The following is a 17087-nucleotide window of genomic DNA, read 5'->3' on the forward strand; positions in this document are numbered from 1 at the left end:
GGCCTCTCGTGCGGGGGACTCTCCTATTTTTTCGCCTTTTCCCGGTCCGCGGGCTGGGGCGTCCCGGCTTTCTTCACTTCCACTTCCTGCTCTTCCTCGCCGGCAAGCAGCTCTCGGTTCACGCAGACGCTCACTTCGAGCCGGCCCGCGCCCAGCGGCCCGACGAAGGAGCCGGCCACCGGCGGTACCGATTCGGGCTGGCGCGCCACGGCCACGGCGATGTAGTTGGTGCCCACCACTTCCCCGTGGGTCGGATCGAAGCCCTTCCAGCCGGCGCCCGGCAGGTAGACCTCGGCCCAGGCGTGGGTCGAGCCGTCCTGCAGTCCTGCCGGCTCGACGTGCAGGTAGCCGCTGACGAAGCGGGCCGGCAGGCCGAGCAGGCGGGCCGCCTCCATGAACAGGTTGGCGAAGTCGCGGCAGGAGCCCGTGCCGAGTGCGAGCGTCTCCACCGCGCCCTGCACGCCGGGCTCCTCGCGCATCTGGTAGGCCAGCGTCCTGGGGATGTGCTCGTTGATCCGCCGCAGCAGGGCGTAGGTCTGGATCGGTTCGCCCGGCTGCCAGATCTTGGCGAGCCAGTCGTCGAGCTGGTCGCTGCCAGTATGCTCGGCGGAGTTCATGTAGGGCGAGAGCACCGCCCTGTCGTCGGGTTTGTAGACGAAAGGATAGTTCACCGCATAGTCGGCGACCATGAAGTCCAGCGGCGTCTCGTTGTACTGCTGGATGACGATCTCGCTCTCGATGGTCAGCCGTTCGGTGGCTCCCTGGAAGGTGGCGATCGCCACGGAATTGTCTTCCGCGTCGCGGAACCAGCTCAGGCTGGCCGGGGTGGGCTCGATGTGCAGCTTCGAGGACTCGATGCGCAGCTCATGGCCTTCGCGCGGGCGCAGCAACAGGGAGTGCGGTCCCAGTTCGACGGGTTCGGTGAAGCCGTAATGGGTGCGATGAACGATCTTGTAGCGCTGCATGTCCTCTCCTTGTCTTGTGTCTTGTCGTCGCCGATGGCATCGGCTTGCCGTTCTGGATCGGACTGGTGGCGGAAGTGGCGGTTCCGGTGCCCCGACCGGTGCTTCGCGAACGGCATGCGGGGAAATGGCTATAGCGCTTCCAGGCAGCCGGCCAGTCCCTCGGCGAGATTTTCGAGCAACCGCTCGTAGCCCTGCGGCCCGACCGGGATGCCGCTGCCCAGTGGGTCGAGTTCGGCCAGGCGCACCGGCAGGCCGGCGCTCAGGGTTTGCGCCAGGCGCGGCTGCAGGGGCGGTTCGCTGAACACGCAGGTCGGCCCGGCCGCCTGCAGGCGCTGGCGCATGTGGGCGACCTGGCGGGCGCCGGGCTGGACTTCCGGGGAAACGCTGAACGTTCCGGCATGCCGGAGGCCGTAGGCGGCCTCGAAGTAGCCGTAGGCCTCGTGGAAGACGAAATAGGGCTTGCCGGCGAGCTTCTCCAGGCGCGCCTCGAGGCGCCGGTCGAGCGCTTCCAGGCGGGTCCGGAAGTCGGCGAGGTTGGTCTGGTAGCGGGCGGCGTTGTCCGGGGCGGCGGCGGCCAGGTCGGCGGCCATCCGCTCGGCGATCAGCCGGGCGTTGGCCGGCAGCAGCCAGAGGTGGACGTCCAGGCTGCCGGGGTGGTGGGCGTGGTCGTGTTCGTCCTCGTTTCCCGCTGCTTCGAAGTGGCGCAACTGCAGGCCGGGCAGCGTCTGCACGGCCAGGCTCGGCCCCTGGCGCCCTTCCAGCACCCTGGGCAGGAAACTCTCCAGATCGGGGCCGATCCAGTAGAACAGCGTCGCCTCGCGCAGCGCGCGCACGTCGGAGGGACGCAGCGCGTAGTGGTGCGGCGAGGCGCCGGGCGGCAGCAATACCGCGGGGCTGCCGGTGCCGTCCTGCACGGCGGCGGCGATCAGCTGCAGCGGCTTCACGCTGGTCAGCAGACGTACTTCGGCCGTTGCCGAAGCCACGCAGCCGACGAACAGCAGGGCAACGAGAGGACGGAACATGACGGGCAGACCCCCGAGACGAAAGTGTAATAGAATAACGTCTCTCCAACCGGAAGTCGCCCATGACCACCCCGCCCCTGGCCTGCCGGCCCCACGACCACAGTCACTGCATCAGCCAGGCGCTGGCCGAGGCCGAGAACCTCTGCAGCCGCCAGGGCGTGCGCCTGACCGCCCTGCGCCGGCGCGTGCTGGAGCTGGTCTGGCAGAGCCACAGGCCGCTCGGCGCCTACGACATTCTCGCCGTACTGAGCGAGCAGGACGGCCGCCGCGCGGCGCCGCCGACCGTCTACCGGGCGCTGGACTTCCTCCTGGAACAGGGTCTGGTGCACCGCATCGCCTCGCTCAACGCCTTCGTCGGCTGCAATCGCCCGGATCGCGCCCACCAGGGCCAGTTCTTCATCTGCCGGCAGTGCCACGCGGCCATCGAGCTGGAAGGTTCGGCGATCAGCGAGAGCATTCTCGACAGCGCCAGGGAGCTGGGCTTCCGGGTCGAGGGACAGACCGTGGAGGTGGTCGGTCTCTGCGCCAACTGCCAGGCCGCGCCATGAGCGACAGCCTGGTCCGTCTCGACGGGGTGCGCATCGCCTTCGCCGGCCGGCAGATGCTGCACGACGTGCATTTGTGCGTGCAGCCCGGCGAGATCGTCACCCTGATCGGCCCCAACGGCGCCGGCAAGACCACCCTGGTGCGCGTCGTGCTCGGCCTGCTGAAGCCCGATGCCGGCACGGTCTGGCGCCGGCCGCGGTTGTGCATCGGCTACATGCCGCAGAAGCTGCAGGTCAATCCCAGCCTGCCGCTGACGGTGCTGCGCTTTCTGCGCCTGGTGCCCGGCGTCGACCGTACCGCCGCCGTCGCCGCGCTCGCCGAGGTCGGCGCCACACAGGTCGTCGACAGTCCGTTGCAGAACATCTCCGGCGGCGAGCTGCAGCGCGTGCTGCTGGCCCGGGCGCTGCTGCGCCGGCCCGAGCTGCTGGTGCTCGACGAGCCGGTGCAGGGCGTCGACGTGGCCGGCCAGGCCGAGCTGTATCGGCTGATCACCCGGTTGCGCGAGCGCCACGGCTGCGGCGTGCTGATGGTTTCCCATGACCTCAACCTGGTGATGAGCACCACCGACCAGGTGGTCTGCCTGAACCACCACATCTGCTGCTCGGGGCGGCCCGAGCAGGTCAGCGGCGATCCGGCCTTCGTCGCCCTGTTCGGCCAGGCGGCGCGCAGCCTGGCGTTCTACCAGCATCATCACGACCACGCCCACGACCTGCACGGCGGCGTGGTGCTGCGCAAATCCCACGTACAGGGTCCCGATTGCAACCATGGCTGATTTCCTGCTCAACGCCCTGCTCGCCGGGCTCGCCCTGGCGCTGGTCGCCGGGCCGCTGGGCTCCTTCGTGGTCTGGCGGCGCATGGCCTACTTCGGCGATACCCTGTCGCATGCCGCGCTGCTCGGCGTGGCGGTCGGCCTGCTGCTCGACGTCAGTCCGACCCTGGCGGTGATCGCCGGCTGCCTGCTGCTCGCCGTGCTGCTGGTGGCCCTGCAGCAGCGCCAGGCGCTGGCCTCGGATACCCTGCTCGGCATCCTCGCGCCGAGTACCCTGTCGCTCGGCCTGGTGGTGCTGAGCTTCATGGACGACGTGCGTATCGACCTGATGAGCTACCTGTTCGGCGATCTGCTGGCGGTGGGGCCGGGCGATCTGGCCTGGATTCTCGGCGGCAGCGCGCTGGTCATGCTGCTGCTGGTGCCGCTGTGGCGGCCGCTTTTGGCAATCACCGTGCACGAGGAACTGGCGCGGGTGGAGGGACTGCCGGTGGCCGGCATCCGCCTGGCGCTGATGCTGCTGATCGCCCTGGTGATCGCGGTGGCGATGAAGATCGTCGGCGTGTTGCTGATCACCTCGCTTTTGATCATCCCGGCCGCGGCCGCCCAGCGTCACGCCCGCACCCCCGAGCAGATGGCCGCCGGCGCCAGTTTCCTGGGGGTGGTCGCGGTCTGCGCCGGGCTGTCGCTGTCCTGGTTCCAGGACACGCCGGCCGGGCCGTCCATCGTGGTTTGCGCGGCCGTGCTGTTCCTCGCCGGCCTGCTCCTGCCGCGTCGCGCCGGTTGAACTCGGGCATCGCGCCGGGGTCTGCTTTCTGATAAGCCGGCGGCAGGTGTAGAGTGGGTGAAAGAAAACGATCCGAGAATCCCGTCCATGTCCGCGCCGCTCCTTCGCTACCTGTCCCCGTTGTTGCTGCCGCTGTTGCTCGCCGCTTGCCAGCACAGGGCGACGGAGTCCGCCGACACCGCTCCGCCGCCGTCTCCGCCGAGCCTCAGCCAGGAACTGGAACGGCAACTGGGCGAGGGCGATCTGGCCGCGGCCACCGCCAGCTTCAAGCGCCTGCAGGCCGAGCAGCCCGGCCCCACGCTGGAAACCTACCAGCGGCGCCTGGCCGAGGCCTGGCTCAGGCACGGCGAGCAGGCCATCGAGCGCGGTGACATGAGCGAGGCCGCCACCGCCCTGGGCAACGCCCGCGCGCTGATGCCCAGGGCTCCGGCGCTGAGCCTGCCGCGCCAGAGCGGCGCGACCGCCAAACCCTGAGGTCGGCCCTCGCGGGGCGGCGGATCGAGCCGCGGGCCGGCCATGCGGATGCTTGGCGGTATCCTTGACGGATCACCGCGCGGCTGACCCAGCCCGTGCCCGCCAGGCCGGAAAACCCGCGCAGCGGTTTTCCACCAGCCTCTTCTCCCCACTCAGGGCACCAGCACCGCCGCGCCTTGGAAACGCCCGTGACGCAGGTCGTCCAGTGCCCGGTTGGCATCCTCCAGGGCATAGCGGTGGGTTTCCGTGCGGATGCCGGCCTGTTCGGCGACGGCGAAGAAGTCGAGGCCGTCCTGGCGGGTCAGGTTGGCTACCGACACCACCTCGCGTTCCTCCCAGAGGATGTCGTAGGGAAAGCTCGGGATGTCGCTCATGTGGATGCCGGCGCAGACCACCCGACCGCCCTTGCGCAGCGCGCGCAGGGCGGTGGGCACCAGTTCGCCGGCCGGCGCGTAGAGGATCGCCGCGTCCAGCGGCTCCGGCGGCAACTGGTCGGAGCCGCCGGCCCAGGCCGCGCCGAGCGAGCGGGCGAAGTCCTGGGCGGCGAGGTCGCCGGGCCGGCTGAAGGCGTACACCTCGCGACCCTGCCAGCGCGCCACCTGCATGACGATGTGCGCCGCCGCGCCGAAGCCGTAGAGGCCGAGGCGCCTGGCCGGGCCCGCCTTGACCAGCGAGCGCCAGCCGATCAGCCCGGCGCAGAGCAATGGCGCCAGGGCCACGTCGTCGCCGTCCTCGCCCAGGGCGAAGGTGAAACGGGCGTCGGCCACCACCTGTTCGGCGTAGCCGCCGGGGCGGGTGTAGCCGGTGAACTGCGGCGCGTCGCAGAGGTTCTCCGCCTCGTGCCGGCAGTACCAGCAGTGCCCGCAGGTGTGTCCCAGCCAGGGGATGCCGACTCGCTGGCCGAGTGCGAAGCCCTCGACGCCCGGGCCGACGGCGTCCACCCGGCCGACGATCTCGTGGCCGGGGATGACCGGCGGGTTCACCGCCGGCAGCTCGCCGTCGACCACATGCAGGTCGGTGCGGCAAACCCCGCAGGCGCCGACCCGCACGCGCACTTCGCCCGGTCCCGGCTGCGGGGTGGGCAACTCGCGCAGCACCAGGGGATGACCGACCCTTTCCAGCAGCATGGCGCGCATCCGCGATCTCCTTCTTGCTTCGGGTTCCCATCAGCATAGGGCCATGGACAGACCGTGCGGCAATTCTTGTCCGCAAGGCGCGATCCGCAGGGCGAACGCCCGGTAATCATTAAAAGATAGCGCTATCTTTGCTGCGTTTTTTATTGTTCAATGAAATCGGTTTCAATCCTGGAAGAAGCCTCCGCCGATAAGAAGAGGTCCAGGTCCACGCACGATCCCGCCTGTTCGTTTACGGCCGGAGCCTTCCTGGCGACACGGCCGATGCCATGACGCGTTCCCGTACGCCATTCGGGAAAGTCCGCCTTCGCTCACGCCTGCCGGCGTCTCGCGAAAGGTCGGGATCCGCATCGAAACAGCCCAACGCGGCCAACGGACCCTTTCCCGGGTGAAACCTTTCGTCATGCAGGGACGCGCGACACGTTCGTTCAACTCGACCAGTCCAGAGCGAGACTGGGATTTACTGCGATCACTGAGGTGCCTCCATGCCCGACGACAAGGCTTTCAATGGCCGACGCGACTTCCTGCGTAAAACATTGGCCGTGATTCCGGCAATCACCGTGGCCGGCTACGGCGTAGCGACGACGGCCTTCGGCCAAGCCGCCCCCGCCGCGCAGAACCCCTATCAGCCCCGCTTCTTCTCCGCCGCCGAGTGGGCCTTCGTCAACGCCGCCGTGGCCAGGCTGATCCCCAGCGACGCCAACGGCCCCGGCGCGGTCGAGGCCGGCGTACCGGAATTCATCGACCGCCAACTGGAAACCGCCTACGGCCACGGCAACCTCTGGTACATGCAGGCGCCCTTCGCCGCCGACGCCGCGCCGCAGTTCGGCCACCAGTCGAAGCTGGTGCCGCGCGACATCTACCGCATCGGCATCGCCGCGCTGGATCGCTGGTGCAAGGGCCAGCACGGCAAGACCTTCGCCGAGCTGGAGCCGGCCGCCCAGGACGATCTGCTGCACCAACTGGAAGGCGGCCGGATCGACCTGCAGGACCTGCCGTCCGTCCTGCTGTTCAGCCAGCTCTGGCAGAACACCCGCGAGGGCTTCTTCGCCGATCCGATCCACGGCGGCAACCGTGGCCTGGCCGGCTGGAAACTGGTGGGCTTTCCCGGCGCGCGCGCCGACTTCATGGACTGGGTCGACCGCAACGAGAAGTATCCCTTCCCGCCGGTCTCGATTTCCGGAGAGAGGGGCTGAACATGGCGACGACACTCAAACCCGTGAACGCCGTGGTGGTCGGCTTCGGCTGGGCTGGCGCGATCCTCGCCAAGGAGCTGACCGAGGCGGGCCTGCAGGTGGTCGCCCTGGAGCGCGGCCCCTACCAGGACACCTATCCCGACGGCGCCTATCCCAACACCCTCGACGAACTGACCTACAACAGTCGTGGCAAGCTGTTCCAGGACCTGTCGAGGAGCACCGTGACCGTCCGCCACGGCATCGACGACACCGCGCTGCCCTACCGCCAGCTCTCCGCCTTCCTGCCCGGCAACGGCGTCGGCGGCGCCGGCCTGCACTGGTCCGGCGTGCATTTCCGGATCATGCCCGAGGAACTGCGCCTGCGCAGTCACTACGAGGAGCGCTACGGCAAGGGCTTCATCCCCGAGGGCATGACCATCCAGGACTACGGCGTCAGCTACGAGGAACTCGAGCCGCACTTCGACTTCGCCGAGAAGGTCTTCGGCACCTCGGGTACCGCCTACAAGGTCAAGGGCCAAGTGGTCGGCGACGGCAACCCCTTCGCGCCGGACCGCTCCGATGGCTTCCCGCTGCCCGCGCTGAAGGACGTCCACTCCGCCCACCTGTTCCGCAAGGCGGCCGAGGAAGTCGGCATGCACCCCTACGCGATGCCCGCGGCCAACGCCTCCGGCCCCTGGACCAACCCCTACGGCGTGCAGATGGGACCGTGCAACTTCTGCGGCTTCTGCAGCGGCTATGCCTGCTACATGTACTCCAAGGCCTCGCCGAACCTGAACATTCTGCCGGCGCTGAAGCAGAGCGAACTGTTCGAGCTGCGCGTCAACAGCAATGTGCTCCGGGTCAACCTGGACAGCGACGGCAAGCGCGCCACCGGCGTCACCTACGTCGACGCCCAGGGCCGCGAGATCGTCCAGCCGGCCGACCTGGTGATCGTCAGCGCCTTCCAGTTCCACAACGTGCACCTGATGCTGCTGTCCGGGATCGGCAAGCCGTACGACCCGCGCACCGGCGAAGGCGTGGTGGGCAAGAACTTCGCCTACCAGAACATGGCCACCATCAAGGCCTTCTTCGACCGCGACGTGCACACCAACCCCTTCATCGGCACCGGCGGCGGCGGCGTGGCGGTGGACGACTTCAACTCCGACAACTTCGACCATGGCCCGCTCGGTTTCGTCGGCGGTTCGCCGTTCTGGGTCAATCAGGCCGGCAGCAAGCCGATCCGCGGCCTGAGCCTGCCGCCCGGCTCGCCGACCTGGGGCAGCGGCTGGAAGCAGGCGGCCAGGGACGCCTACACCCATACCCTGTCGATGGACGCCCACGGCAGCAACATGAGCTACCGGGACAACTATCTGGACCTCGATCCCACCTACAAGGACGCCTACGGCCAGCCGCTGTTGCGCATGACCTTCGACTGGAAGGAAAACGAGTACAAGATGACGCGCTACGTCACCGAGCAGATGCGCAAGATCGCCGGGGCGATGAACCCCAAGGCCATCGCCGTCCACGTCAAGAACTTCGGCGACCGCTTCGACACCCGCGCCTACCAGACCACCCACCTGCTCGGCGGCGCGATCATGGGTTCCGATCCGAAGACCAGCGCCGTCAACCGCTATCTGCAGAGCTGGGACGTGCACAACGTCTTCGTCATCGGCGCCTCGGCGTTCCCTCAGGGTACCGGCTACAACCCCACCGGCCTGGTGGCGGCGCTGGCCTACTGGTCGGCCAAGGCGATCCGCGAGCAGTACCTGAAGAACCCCGGCCCGCTGGTCCAGGCCTGAGGAGCGCGACGATGAAACTGATCCCATACCTGTTCGGCCTGTCGACCCTGTTCGCGTTCGGCGCCTCGGCCGCCGAGGCGGTCGACCCGGAACTGCTGAAGAAAGGCGAATACCTGGCCCGCGCCGGCGACTGCGTGGCCTGCCATACCGCCAAGGGCGGCCAGCCGTTCGCCGGCGGCCTGCCGATGGAAACGCCGATCGGCACCCTGTTCTCCACCAACATCACCCCGGACCGGGAAACCGGCATCGGCGACTACAGCTTCGAGGACTTCGACAAGGCGGTACGCCACGGTATCGCCAAGCAAGGCTACAGCCTCTACCCGGCCATGCCCTATCCGTCCTACGCGCGGGTCACCGAGCAGGACATGCGCGCGCTCTACGCCTACTTCATGCAGGGCGTCGCGCCGGTCAGGCAGGCCAACAAAGACAGCGCTATCCCATGGCCGCTGTCGATGCGCCTGCCGCTGACCTTCTGGCGCTGGGTGTTCGCTCCCGAGGTAAAGGACTTCGAGCCGGCCAAAGACCAGGACCCGGTGCTGGCCCGTGGCGCCTACCTGGTCGACGGGCTCGGTCACTGCGGCGCCTGCCACACCCCGCGCGGCATCGGCATGCAGGAAAAGGCCCTGAGCGCCGGCGAGGGGCCGGACTTCCTGGCCGGTAGCGCGCCCCTGGAGGGCTGGATCGCCAAGAGCCTGCGCGGCGACCCGCTGACCGGTATCGGCAGTTGGAGCGAGGCAGAGCTGGTGCGCTTCCTGCGCACCGGACGCACCGATCGCACGGCGGTGTTCGGCGGCATGTCCGAGGTGGTGGTGCACAGCATGCAGTACATGAGCGACGCCGACCTCACCGCCATCGCCCGCTACCTGAAGTCGCTGCCGGCGAGCGATCCCGGCGAACCGGCGTACGCCTACGACGACAAGGTGAGCAAGGCGCTGTACCACGGCGACGACAGCAAGACCGGCGCGGCGCTCTACATCGACAACTGCGCCGCCTGCCACCGTACCGACGGCCAGGGCTACGCGCGGGTGTTCCCGGCGCTGGCCGGCAACCCGGTGGTCAACGGCGACGACGCCACCTCGCTGATCCACATCGTGCTCAAGGGCGACACCCTGCCGGCGACCCATCAGGCGCCCTCGGCTTTCACCATGCCGCCGTTCAGCTGGCGCCTGACCGACCAGCAGGTCGCCGACGTGGTGAACTTCATCCGCACCAGTTGGGGCAACCGGGCGCCGGCGGTGAGCGCCGAACAGGTCGAGCACCTGCGCGCGGAGCTGGATGTGCCGCCCCTGGGGCAGATCCCCGATCCTCACGCGCTAGCGCCGCAGCACTGAAGCGGCTTCCGGGCGTCCGGCCGGACGCCCGGAGCGCTTCGCTTCCAGACGGGTTCGGCAGCGACCGCCGGACCTTTTTCCCGCCGCACGACTATCCGCCGCCGCGGAGGGGAAGGCTTGAACTTTTTTCGTCTCGTGGAACATCGCAATTGAATAACCGGAATGACTCGTCGCTCTCCGGGTCACGCGCTTGCGCGCTGACCCTGGCTTTCGCCGGGCTGTTTCCCGGCACGCCGGTCCTGGCCGGCTTCCTGGAGGACAGCCAGGGCACCCTGACCCTGCGCAACTTCTACATCCATCGCAATTTCGTCGAAGATGGCGCTACCCGAAGCAAGGCCGAAGAGTGGACCCAAAGCTTCATCCTCGATCTCAGGTCCGGTTACACCGAAGGCCCGATCGGCTTCGGCATCGACATCCTCGGCCTCCGGTCGGTCAAGCTCGACGGCGGCAAGGGCACCGGCGGCACCCAGCTTTTGCCCGTCGGCAAGGACGGCAAGCCGGCCGACGACTTCGGCCGCCTGGCGGTGGCCGGCAAGCTGCGCTTCTCGAAGACCGAGGCGAAGCTCGGCGAGTGGTCGCCGGCGCTGCCGATCCTGCGCTCCGACGACGGCCGCTCGCTGCCGCAGACCTTCCAGGGCGGCATGTTCACCGCCAAGGAGGTCCGCAACCTGACCCTCTACGGCGGGCGCTTTCGCGGCAACAGCCCGCGCGACGACAGCAGCCTCGAAGACATGAGCTGGGTCGGCAACGCCAGCGTCACCTCCGACCGCTTCAGCTTCGCCGGCGCCGAATACGCCTTCAACGACAACCGCACCCAAATCGGTGCCTGGTTCGGCCAACTGGAGGACATCTACAAGCAGCGCTACTTCCAGGTGCTGCACAGCCAGCCGCTGGGCAAGGACTGGACCCTGGGCGCCAACCTCGGCTACTTCGACGGCGAGGAGGACGGCAGCGCCCAGGCCGGCGACCTGGACAACAGCCTGCTGACCGGGATGTTCTCGCTCAAGCATGGCGCGCACGTCTTCTACCTGGGCCTGCAGCGGGTCGGCGGCGACGACCGCTGGCTGCGGGTCAACGGCACCAGCGGCGGCACGGCGGCCAACGACAGCTACAACGGCAGCTTCGACAACGCCCGCGAACGCTCCTGGCAGGTCCGCTACGACTGCAACTTCACCGCCCTGGGCATCCCCGGCCTGACCCTGATGACCCGCTACATCAAGGGCCACAACGTGCATGCGGGCGGTATCGACGACGGCGAGGAATGGAACCGCGAGACCGAGCTGGCCTACGCGGTGCAGAGCGGCCCGCTGAAGAACCTGACCCTGCGCTGGCGGAACTCGACGGTGCGTCGCGACTGGGGCGCCGACAACAAGTTCGACGACAACCGGCTGATCGTCGGCTATCCGATGTCGTTGTTCTGAATCGCGGACGGCGGCCCCTCAGGGCTGGGTCTCGACCAGCAGCGGCAGGCGTTCGGCCAGCTTGGCGACGTTCAGCGGGGCGCGAACGAAACCGCGCTGGGTGCCGTCCGGGCCGAGCAGGGCGAGGTTGCCGCTGTGGTCCACGGTGTAGTTCTCCCGGCTGGGGTCGCCGGGGATGAAGGGGATGCCGAGGGTGTTGGCCAGGCGCTGGATGTCCGCCAGTTCGCCGGTCAGGCCGCGATAGTCCGGATCGAAGAAGGCCAGGTACTGCTTGAGCTGGGCCGGGGTGTCGCGCTGCGGATCGACGCTGACCATCACCACCTGCAGGCGCTCGCGGGTCGCCGGCGGCAACTGGCTTTCGAGCTGGCGCAACTGGGCGAGGGTGGTCGGACAGATGTCCGGGCAGAAGGTATAGCCGAAGAACACCAGGCTCCACTTGCCGGTGAGCGACTGCAGCGCGACCGGCTGGCCGTCCTGGTCGGTCAGGCTGAGCGCGGGCAGGGGGCGGCCCTGCGGCAGCAGGACGATGCCCGCCTCCAGAAGCTGCGCCGAATCGGCCTGGCGCGGACCGTTCAGCACCTTGGAAAAGGTCAGGCCGAGCACGATGGCGATCAGCGCGACGAGGATGAGAACGGTCTTCTGGATGCGGGTCATGGGCGGTCCTGGGCATTAGGGGCTGTTGATACTACTCTACGCGTCCGCGACGGAGCCCGTTTTTGCGCGGGGTTAGGCGCGAGGAGAGAAGTTTGGTCATTCCAAACGAACGATGAGCAACGACGCTCCGCGCAAAAACGGGCCCGTCCCTGCGGGTTGCGCGGCAAATGGCGCCATGCGTCGTTGCGGGACTTGGCAAGGGAATGCCATTCCCTGCGTCCCGCGCCTCGCCTGGCGCCATTTGCCGCAGCAACGCGGCTCGCGGAGAGTAGTGTCAACAGCCCCTATAGGGTCAGCGGCAGATAGTGATCCACCAGCAGGGCGATGAACAGCAGGAACAGGTAACGAATGCTGTATTTGAAGGTGCCGATCGCCGCGTGGGGCTTGCTGTCCTTGTACAGGGCCCAGGCCCAGTGCAGGAAGCGTCCGCCGAGGAGCAGGGCGCAGAGCAGGTACAGCGGGCCGCTCATGTGGATGGCGTAGGGCAGCAGGGTCACCGCCAGCAGCGCCAGGGTGTAGAGCAGGATGTGCAGCTTGGTGTAGGCCTCGCCGTGGGTCACCGGCAGCATGGGGATCTCGGCCTTGGCGTATTCGGCCTTGCGGTGGATGGCCAGCGCCCAGAAATGCGGCGGGGTCCAGGTGAAGACGATCAGCACCAGGAGCAGCGGCTCGGCGGACAACTGGCCGCTCACCGCGACCCAGCCGAGCAGCGGTGGGGCGGCGCCGGCCAGGCCGCCGATGACGATGTTCTGCGGCGTGGCGCGCTTGAGAAAGCCGGTGTAGAGCACCGCGTAGCCGAGCAGCGAGGCCAGGGTCAGCCAGGCCGCCAGCGGATTGGTGAAGGTCAGCAGCAGGGCCATGCCGGCCACTGCCAGCGCCAGCGCGAAACCCAGCGCGGCGAGCGGCGCGACGCGGCCCTCGGCCAGCGGCCGGCGGCGGGTGCGCGCCATCAGCGCGTCGATGCGCCGGTCGACCACATGGTTGACCGCCGCCGCCGCGCCGGCGCAGAGGCCGATGCCGAGGTTGCCGAACAGCAGTACCGTCCAGGGCACGCCGGCGCGCGAGGCGAGGAACATGCCGACCAGCGAGGTGATCAGCATCAGCACCACCACCTTGGGTTTGGTCAGCTCCAGATAGTCGCGCCAGGTGGCCCGGTTGCCACGGGTGGCGAGTAGGGTGGCCATGGTCGTTTCTCCTTGTCGTCGTTCTTGTCCTGCGATGGATCGTTCCCAGGCCGCGTGGGAACGCAACCCGGAACACTCGGCGCTCCTCACCCCAGGTCCGCAGACGCGGAGCGTCCTGTCCGGGACTCCCACGCAGGAGCGCGGGAGCCATCGAAATCGCGCGCCGGCCGCACGCGCAGCCGGTAGTTGACCAGCACCAGGCTCAGCAGCAGCAGGGCGGCGCCACCGTTGTGGGCGACCGCCAGCGGCAGCGGCAACTGCCAGAGCACGTTGCCGACACCCAGCCCGATCTGCAGCAGAAGCGCGGCCAGCAGCAGGGCGGCGAACCGGCCGAGACCGTGGCGCCACAGCCGCCAGGCCAGCGCGGCGAGGGTCAGGGCGACGGCCAGGGCGCCGAGACGGTGGCTCAGGTGGATGGCGGTGCGCGCCGGGCCGTCGAGCATGCCGCCCAGGTAGTTGGGGCCGATTGCCTGGGTCAGGTGGAAGGCGTTGGCGAAATCCATGCCCTGCGGCCACCACTGACCGTGGCAGGTGGGCAGGTCGAGGCAGGCCACCGCCGCGTAGTTGCTGCTGACCCAGCCGCCCAGGGCGATCTGCCCGACGCTCAGCGCCAGCGCGGCGCCGGCCAGGAGGCGCAGTCCGGGCGCCGGCGCGGGCAGGGCGGGGATGCGGCCGGCGAGGCGCAGGGCGAGCAGGAAGAGCAGGGCGAGGGTGGTCATGCCGCCGAGCAGGTGGGCGACCACCACCTGCGGCCAGAGCTTGAGGGTCACGGTCCACATGCCGAACAGCGCCTGGGCGACCACCACCCCGAGCAGCGCCAGCGGCAGTCCGCGCGGCTGGCCGGCGTCGGTCCGGCGGCGCAGCGCCTGCAGCGCCAGGGCGAGGATGAGCAGCCCCAGGCTGCCGGCGAAGTAGCGGTGGATCATCTCGTTCCAGCCCTTCTCCGCTTCCACCGGCGCATCGGGGAAGCGGCGTTCGGCGTGGGCCAGTTGCGCCTCGCCGCTCGGCACCGCGAGAAAGCCGTAGCAGCCCGGCCAGTCCGGGCAGCCGAGCCCGGCGTGGGTCAGGCGGGTGTAGGCCCCCAGCAGTACCACCGCGAAGGCCAGCAGGGTGGCGAACAGGGCCAGGCGAAAGCCCGGCTTGCGAAGTGTCGGCATGGCGATCTCCCGTTCCGTCGACGATCCGTTCCGGCGCCGCTCAGCCGATCTTCGACAGCTTGAGCAGCAGGCGCAGGTCTTCCAGTACGCCCTTGCCGTCGGTCTCGGCGCCGTAGCGCAGCACCAGGTTGCCGAGCGGATCGACGATCCACAGTTGCGCGCCGGACAGCCCCGGCGTCGCCCGCTCGTAGGCCGTGCGTTCCAGGCGGTAATGGCCGAGCTGCGGGTATTCGCGTTCCAGCCGCCGTCTCTCCTCGGCCGCCGGCGGCTGGCCCGCGGCCAGGGCGTGGGCGCCGCGGTCGGCCTCGCGGCCGAGGCCGATGTGGATCTGCCGGGCCAGGTAGACCAGGCGCCGGCAGTCCGCCGCGCATTCCTCCGGGGCGGTGACCAGCAACTGCCAGCGCGACTCGGCGTGCTCGTCCGACTCGACGCCCAGCCCGGCGCGGCTCTGGCCGGTGCCGATCAGCGTGCCGTGGTAGGTGCGTCCTTCCGGCACCCAGAAACGCCAGTGGTACATGGCGCCGGCCAGCAGCATGGGGCCGAGGACCACGGCGAAGAGCGCCAGCAGTTGCAGGCGGCCGCGCCGGGGCGAGTGGCGGGGGTCAGTCCGGGCGGTGAGCGACGACATGCGAAGTCTCCCGTGCGTTGTGGATGCCGAGGTAGACGAACAGGGCGAGCAGGGCGGCGGCCAGGGCGAACCACTGCACGGCGTAGCCCAGGTGCTTCTCCGGGCTCATGGCGAGCGGCGGCCAGTCCACCGCGTAGGCCGCGGGGCCGGGCTCCAGGCGCAGCTCGACGGGCAGCCCGTCGCGGCCCAGCTCGCGCCAGAGGGCGGCGGCGTCGACCCGGTTGACCAGCCGTGGCCAGGCGTCGCCGGCGACCTGTTCGAGCAGGAAGGGATTGCCGGGCGAGCGGTAGACCCAGGCGGTCAGCGCCAGGGCGCCGTCCGGCGTGGCGAAGGCCGGCGCCACGCGGCGGTCGGGCCAGGGCAGCCAGCCGCGGTTGAGCAGCAGCCAGCGGCCGCTGTCGTCGCGAAAGGGTTGCAGCAGTTCGACGCCGGGCCGGCCGGCACGGGTGCGGCTGTCCAGCAGCAGGCTGTGCTGCGGGTCGAAGCGGCCATGCAGGCGCACCCGTTGCCAGGCCGGCGCGCCGGCGGCTTGCAGCGTCGCCGGGTCGACCGGTTCGGCCTGGCGGCGGGCCTCGAAGCCGGCGAGCAGGGCTCGCTTGTCCTCGGCCCGCGACAGTTGCCAGAGGCCCAGGCCGATCAGCAGCGGCAACAGCAGCACGACCAGCAGGCTCGGCGCCCAGCCGGGGCGGAAGCGACGCCACGGCGCGCGGCCGGGCGTTTTCGACGGCGGACTATACTGCACGCATCCTCCTTAATCCCCCGGAGCCGTCCATGTCGCTCAAGGTGGCGATTGTCCTGTCGCTGCTGGCGATGCTCGCCAGCCTGTTCAGCGGTCTGTTCTTCCTGGTCCGCGACGCCGGCCGCACCCACCGGGTACTGCATGCGCTGTACGTCCGGGTCGGACTGGCCGCGCTGATCCTGGCGCTGGTCGCCTGGGGCCTCTACAGCGGCCAGCTCGTTTCCCATGTGACCTGGTAGCCGCCGTTTCGTAGTTTCGTAGGGTGGGAAACGACCGCAGGTCTTTCCCGCCGTGGGTGTTCCATGCGGTGGAAAATCGCTGTGCGAGTTTTCCACCAGGCACCTTGGTTCTGGTGGGTAAGGCTGCGCCGTTACCCACCCTATGTCCTGTCCCACCCCATGCTCAGAGCACGTAGACGAAGACGAACAGGCAGATCCACACCACGTCCACGAAGTGCCAGTACCAGCTCGCCGCCTCGAAGCCGAAGTGCTCATCGGGGGTGAAGTGGCCACGCAGCACGCGGACCAGCATCACCGCGAGGATGATCGCGCCGATGGTCACGTGGGCGCCGTGGAAGCCGGTGAGCATGAAGAAGGTGGCGCCGTAGATTCCCGAGCCCAGGGTCAGCCCCAGCTCCCGGTAGGCATGCGCGTATTCCTCGGCCTGCAGGATCAGGAAGGTCGCCCCGAGCCCGATGGTCAGCGCCAGCCAGAGCTTCAGCTTGCGGCGGTCGCCGTCCTTCAGCGCGTGGTGGGCGAAGGTCACGGTGAAGCTGGAGGACACCAGCAGGATGGTGTTGACCAGCGGCAGCGACCAGGCGCTGATGGTCCCCTTCGGCGCCGGAAACTGCTTGGGATCGGGGTTCTCCAGCAGCGGCCAGGTGTACTGGAAGTTCGGCCAGAGCATGTGGCTGATGCCCTTGTCGCCCTCGCCGGCGAGCCAGGGGCCGGTCCAGTAGCGGATGTAGAAGAGGGCGCCGAAGAAGGCCAGGAAGAACATCACCTCGGAGAAGATGAACCAGCTCATGCCCCAGCGGAACGAGCGGTCCATCTGCGCGCTGTAGAGTCCGGCGCGGCCTTCGCGGATCACGCTGCCGAACCAGCCGAACAGCATCCAGGCGATCAGCAGGGCGCCGACGAAGAAGATCACCGGGCCGGAAATCTCGTCGCGGCCGGCCTTGAGGTCGTTGAACCAACTGCCGAGCCCGAAGACGGTGGTCAGCAGGCCGAGGGTGGCGACGATCGGCCACTTGCTCTGGGCGGGGACGTAATAGTGCTCGTGGGGCGTCGACATGATCGTTCTTCTC

Annotated in this window: 18 protein-coding genes; 9 read left to right on the forward strand and 9 right to left on the reverse strand. The window is 68.9% G+C overall.

All coding sequences use genetic code 11. The features are described 5' to 3' along the window. Positions 1-23: 23 nt before the first annotated feature. A complete protein-coding gene (locus AVCA_RS00395; protein WP_012698777.1) occupies positions 24-965 on the reverse strand; it encodes a transglutaminase family protein in 942 nt (313 codons plus the stop codon). Positions 966-1093: 128 nt separating this feature from the next. Further along, positions 1094-1987 carry a zinc ABC transporter substrate-binding protein gene (locus AVCA_RS00400; protein ID WP_012698778.1) on the reverse strand — a complete coding sequence of 298 codons (894 nt, stop codon included), beginning with the start codon at positions 1985-1987 and terminating at the stop codon, positions 1094-1096. 62 nt (positions 1988-2049) lie between these two features. On the opposite strand from AVCA_RS00400, the gene AVCA_RS00405 reads away from it, so the two are divergent. From AVCA_RS00405 to AVCA_RS00420, 4 genes are all read left to right on the forward strand, one after another. Continuing rightward, on the forward strand, positions 2050-2535 hold the full coding sequence (locus tag AVCA_RS00405; RefSeq protein ID WP_012698779.1) for a Fur family transcriptional regulator: 486 nt from the start codon (positions 2050-2052) through the stop codon (positions 2533-2535). Beyond that, the gene (gene znuC / locus AVCA_RS00410; RefSeq protein WP_012698780.1) at positions 2532-3305 is read left to right on the forward strand and encodes a zinc ABC transporter ATP-binding protein ZnuC; all 774 of its coding nucleotides are present in this window, start codon (positions 2532-2534) and stop codon (positions 3303-3305) included. The genes AVCA_RS00405 and znuC overlap by 4 nt, the downstream gene beginning before the upstream one ends. Continuing rightward, positions 3298-4086 (forward strand): zinc ABC transporter permease subunit ZnuB, encoded by a 789-nt coding sequence (gene znuB, locus AVCA_RS00415; protein ID WP_012698781.1) that lies wholly within the window; start codon positions 3298-3300, stop codon positions 4084-4086. The genes znuC and znuB overlap by 8 nt, the downstream gene beginning before the upstream one ends. A gap of 87 nt (positions 4087-4173) precedes the next feature. Continuing rightward, positions 4174-4560 (forward strand): hypothetical protein, encoded by a 387-nt coding sequence (locus AVCA_RS00420; protein WP_012698782.1) that lies wholly within the window; start codon positions 4174-4176, stop codon positions 4558-4560. Between the two features lie 152 nt (positions 4561-4712). Here the strand turns inward: AVCA_RS00420 and AVCA_RS00425 are convergent, their stop codons facing one another. Further along, positions 4713-5696, reverse strand: a complete 984-nt coding sequence (locus tag AVCA_RS00425) for a zinc-dependent alcohol dehydrogenase family protein (protein WP_012698783.1) — start codon at positions 5694-5696, stop codon at positions 4713-4715. Between the two features lie 482 nt (positions 5697-6178). On the opposite strand from AVCA_RS00425, the gene AVCA_RS00430 reads away from it, so the two are divergent. From AVCA_RS00430 to AVCA_RS00445, 4 genes are all read left to right on the forward strand, one after another. Continuing rightward, positions 6179-6889: a gluconate 2-dehydrogenase subunit 3 family protein gene (locus AVCA_RS00430; protein WP_012698784.1), complete on the forward strand. Its 711-nt coding sequence runs from the start codon at positions 6179-6181 to the stop codon at positions 6887-6889. A gap of 2 nt (positions 6890-6891) precedes the next feature. Beyond that, positions 6892-8667 (forward strand): GMC family oxidoreductase, encoded by a 1776-nt coding sequence (locus AVCA_RS00435; protein ID WP_012698785.1) that lies wholly within the window; start codon positions 6892-6894, stop codon positions 8665-8667. A gap of 11 nt (positions 8668-8678) precedes the next feature. Further along, the gene (locus AVCA_RS00440) at positions 8679-9998 is read left to right on the forward strand and encodes a c-type cytochrome (RefSeq protein WP_012698786.1); all 1320 of its coding nucleotides are present in this window, start codon (positions 8679-8681) and stop codon (positions 9996-9998) included. Between the two features lie 149 nt (positions 9999-10147). Beyond that, positions 10148-11419, forward strand: a complete 1272-nt coding sequence (locus tag AVCA_RS00445; RefSeq protein ID WP_012698787.1) for an OprD family porin — start codon at positions 10148-10150, stop codon at positions 11417-11419. Positions 11420-11437: 18 nt separating this feature from the next. On the opposite strand, the gene AVCA_RS00450 is transcribed toward AVCA_RS00445, so the two are convergent. The 5 genes from AVCA_RS00450 to AVCA_RS00470 all read right to left on the reverse strand — a co-directional run bounded on the left by AVCA_RS00450 (position 11438) and on the right by AVCA_RS00470 (position 15784). Continuing rightward, complete coding sequence (locus AVCA_RS00450) at positions 11438-12073, reverse strand: SCO family protein (protein WP_012698788.1); 636 nt, start codon at positions 12071-12073, stop codon at positions 11438-11440. 284 nt (positions 12074-12357) lie between these two features. After that, positions 12358-13257, reverse strand: coding sequence for a heme o synthase (cyoE, locus tag AVCA_RS00455; protein WP_012698789.1), 900 nt, complete (start codon positions 13255-13257; stop codon positions 12358-12360). Positions 13258-13343: 86 nt separating this feature from the next. Continuing rightward, positions 13344-14414: a COX15/CtaA family protein gene (locus AVCA_RS00460; RefSeq protein ID WP_012698790.1), complete on the reverse strand. Its 1071-nt coding sequence runs from the start codon at positions 14412-14414 to the stop codon at positions 13344-13346. A gap of 40 nt (positions 14415-14454) precedes the next feature. Further along, positions 14455-15042: a hypothetical protein gene (locus AVCA_RS00465; RefSeq protein WP_012698791.1), complete on the reverse strand. Its 588-nt coding sequence runs from the start codon at positions 15040-15042 to the stop codon at positions 14455-14457. After that, the gene (locus tag AVCA_RS00470) at positions 15017-15784 is read right to left on the reverse strand and encodes an SURF1 family protein (RefSeq protein WP_012698792.1); all 768 of its coding nucleotides are present in this window, start codon (positions 15782-15784) and stop codon (positions 15017-15019) included. Before AVCA_RS00470 ends, AVCA_RS00465 begins: the two co-directional genes overlap by 26 nt. Before the next feature lie 29 nt (positions 15785-15813). Here AVCA_RS00470 and AVCA_RS00475 point away from each other — a divergent pair, with 29 nt between their 5' ends. Next, positions 15814-16020 (forward strand): twin transmembrane helix small protein, encoded by a 207-nt coding sequence (locus tag AVCA_RS00475; protein WP_012698793.1) that lies wholly within the window; start codon positions 15814-15816, stop codon positions 16018-16020. 163 nt (positions 16021-16183) lie between these two features. On the opposite strand, the gene AVCA_RS00480 is transcribed toward AVCA_RS00475, so the two are convergent. Next, complete coding sequence (locus tag AVCA_RS00480; protein ID WP_012698794.1) at positions 16184-17074, reverse strand: cytochrome c oxidase subunit 3; 891 nt, start codon at positions 17072-17074, stop codon at positions 16184-16186. Positions 17075-17087: the final 13 nt, after the last annotated feature.

This window comes from Azotobacter vinelandii CA (genome assembly GCF_000380335.1).
GTDB classification, from domain to species: domain Bacteria; phylum Pseudomonadota; class Gammaproteobacteria; order Pseudomonadales; family Pseudomonadaceae; genus Azotobacter; species Azotobacter vinelandii.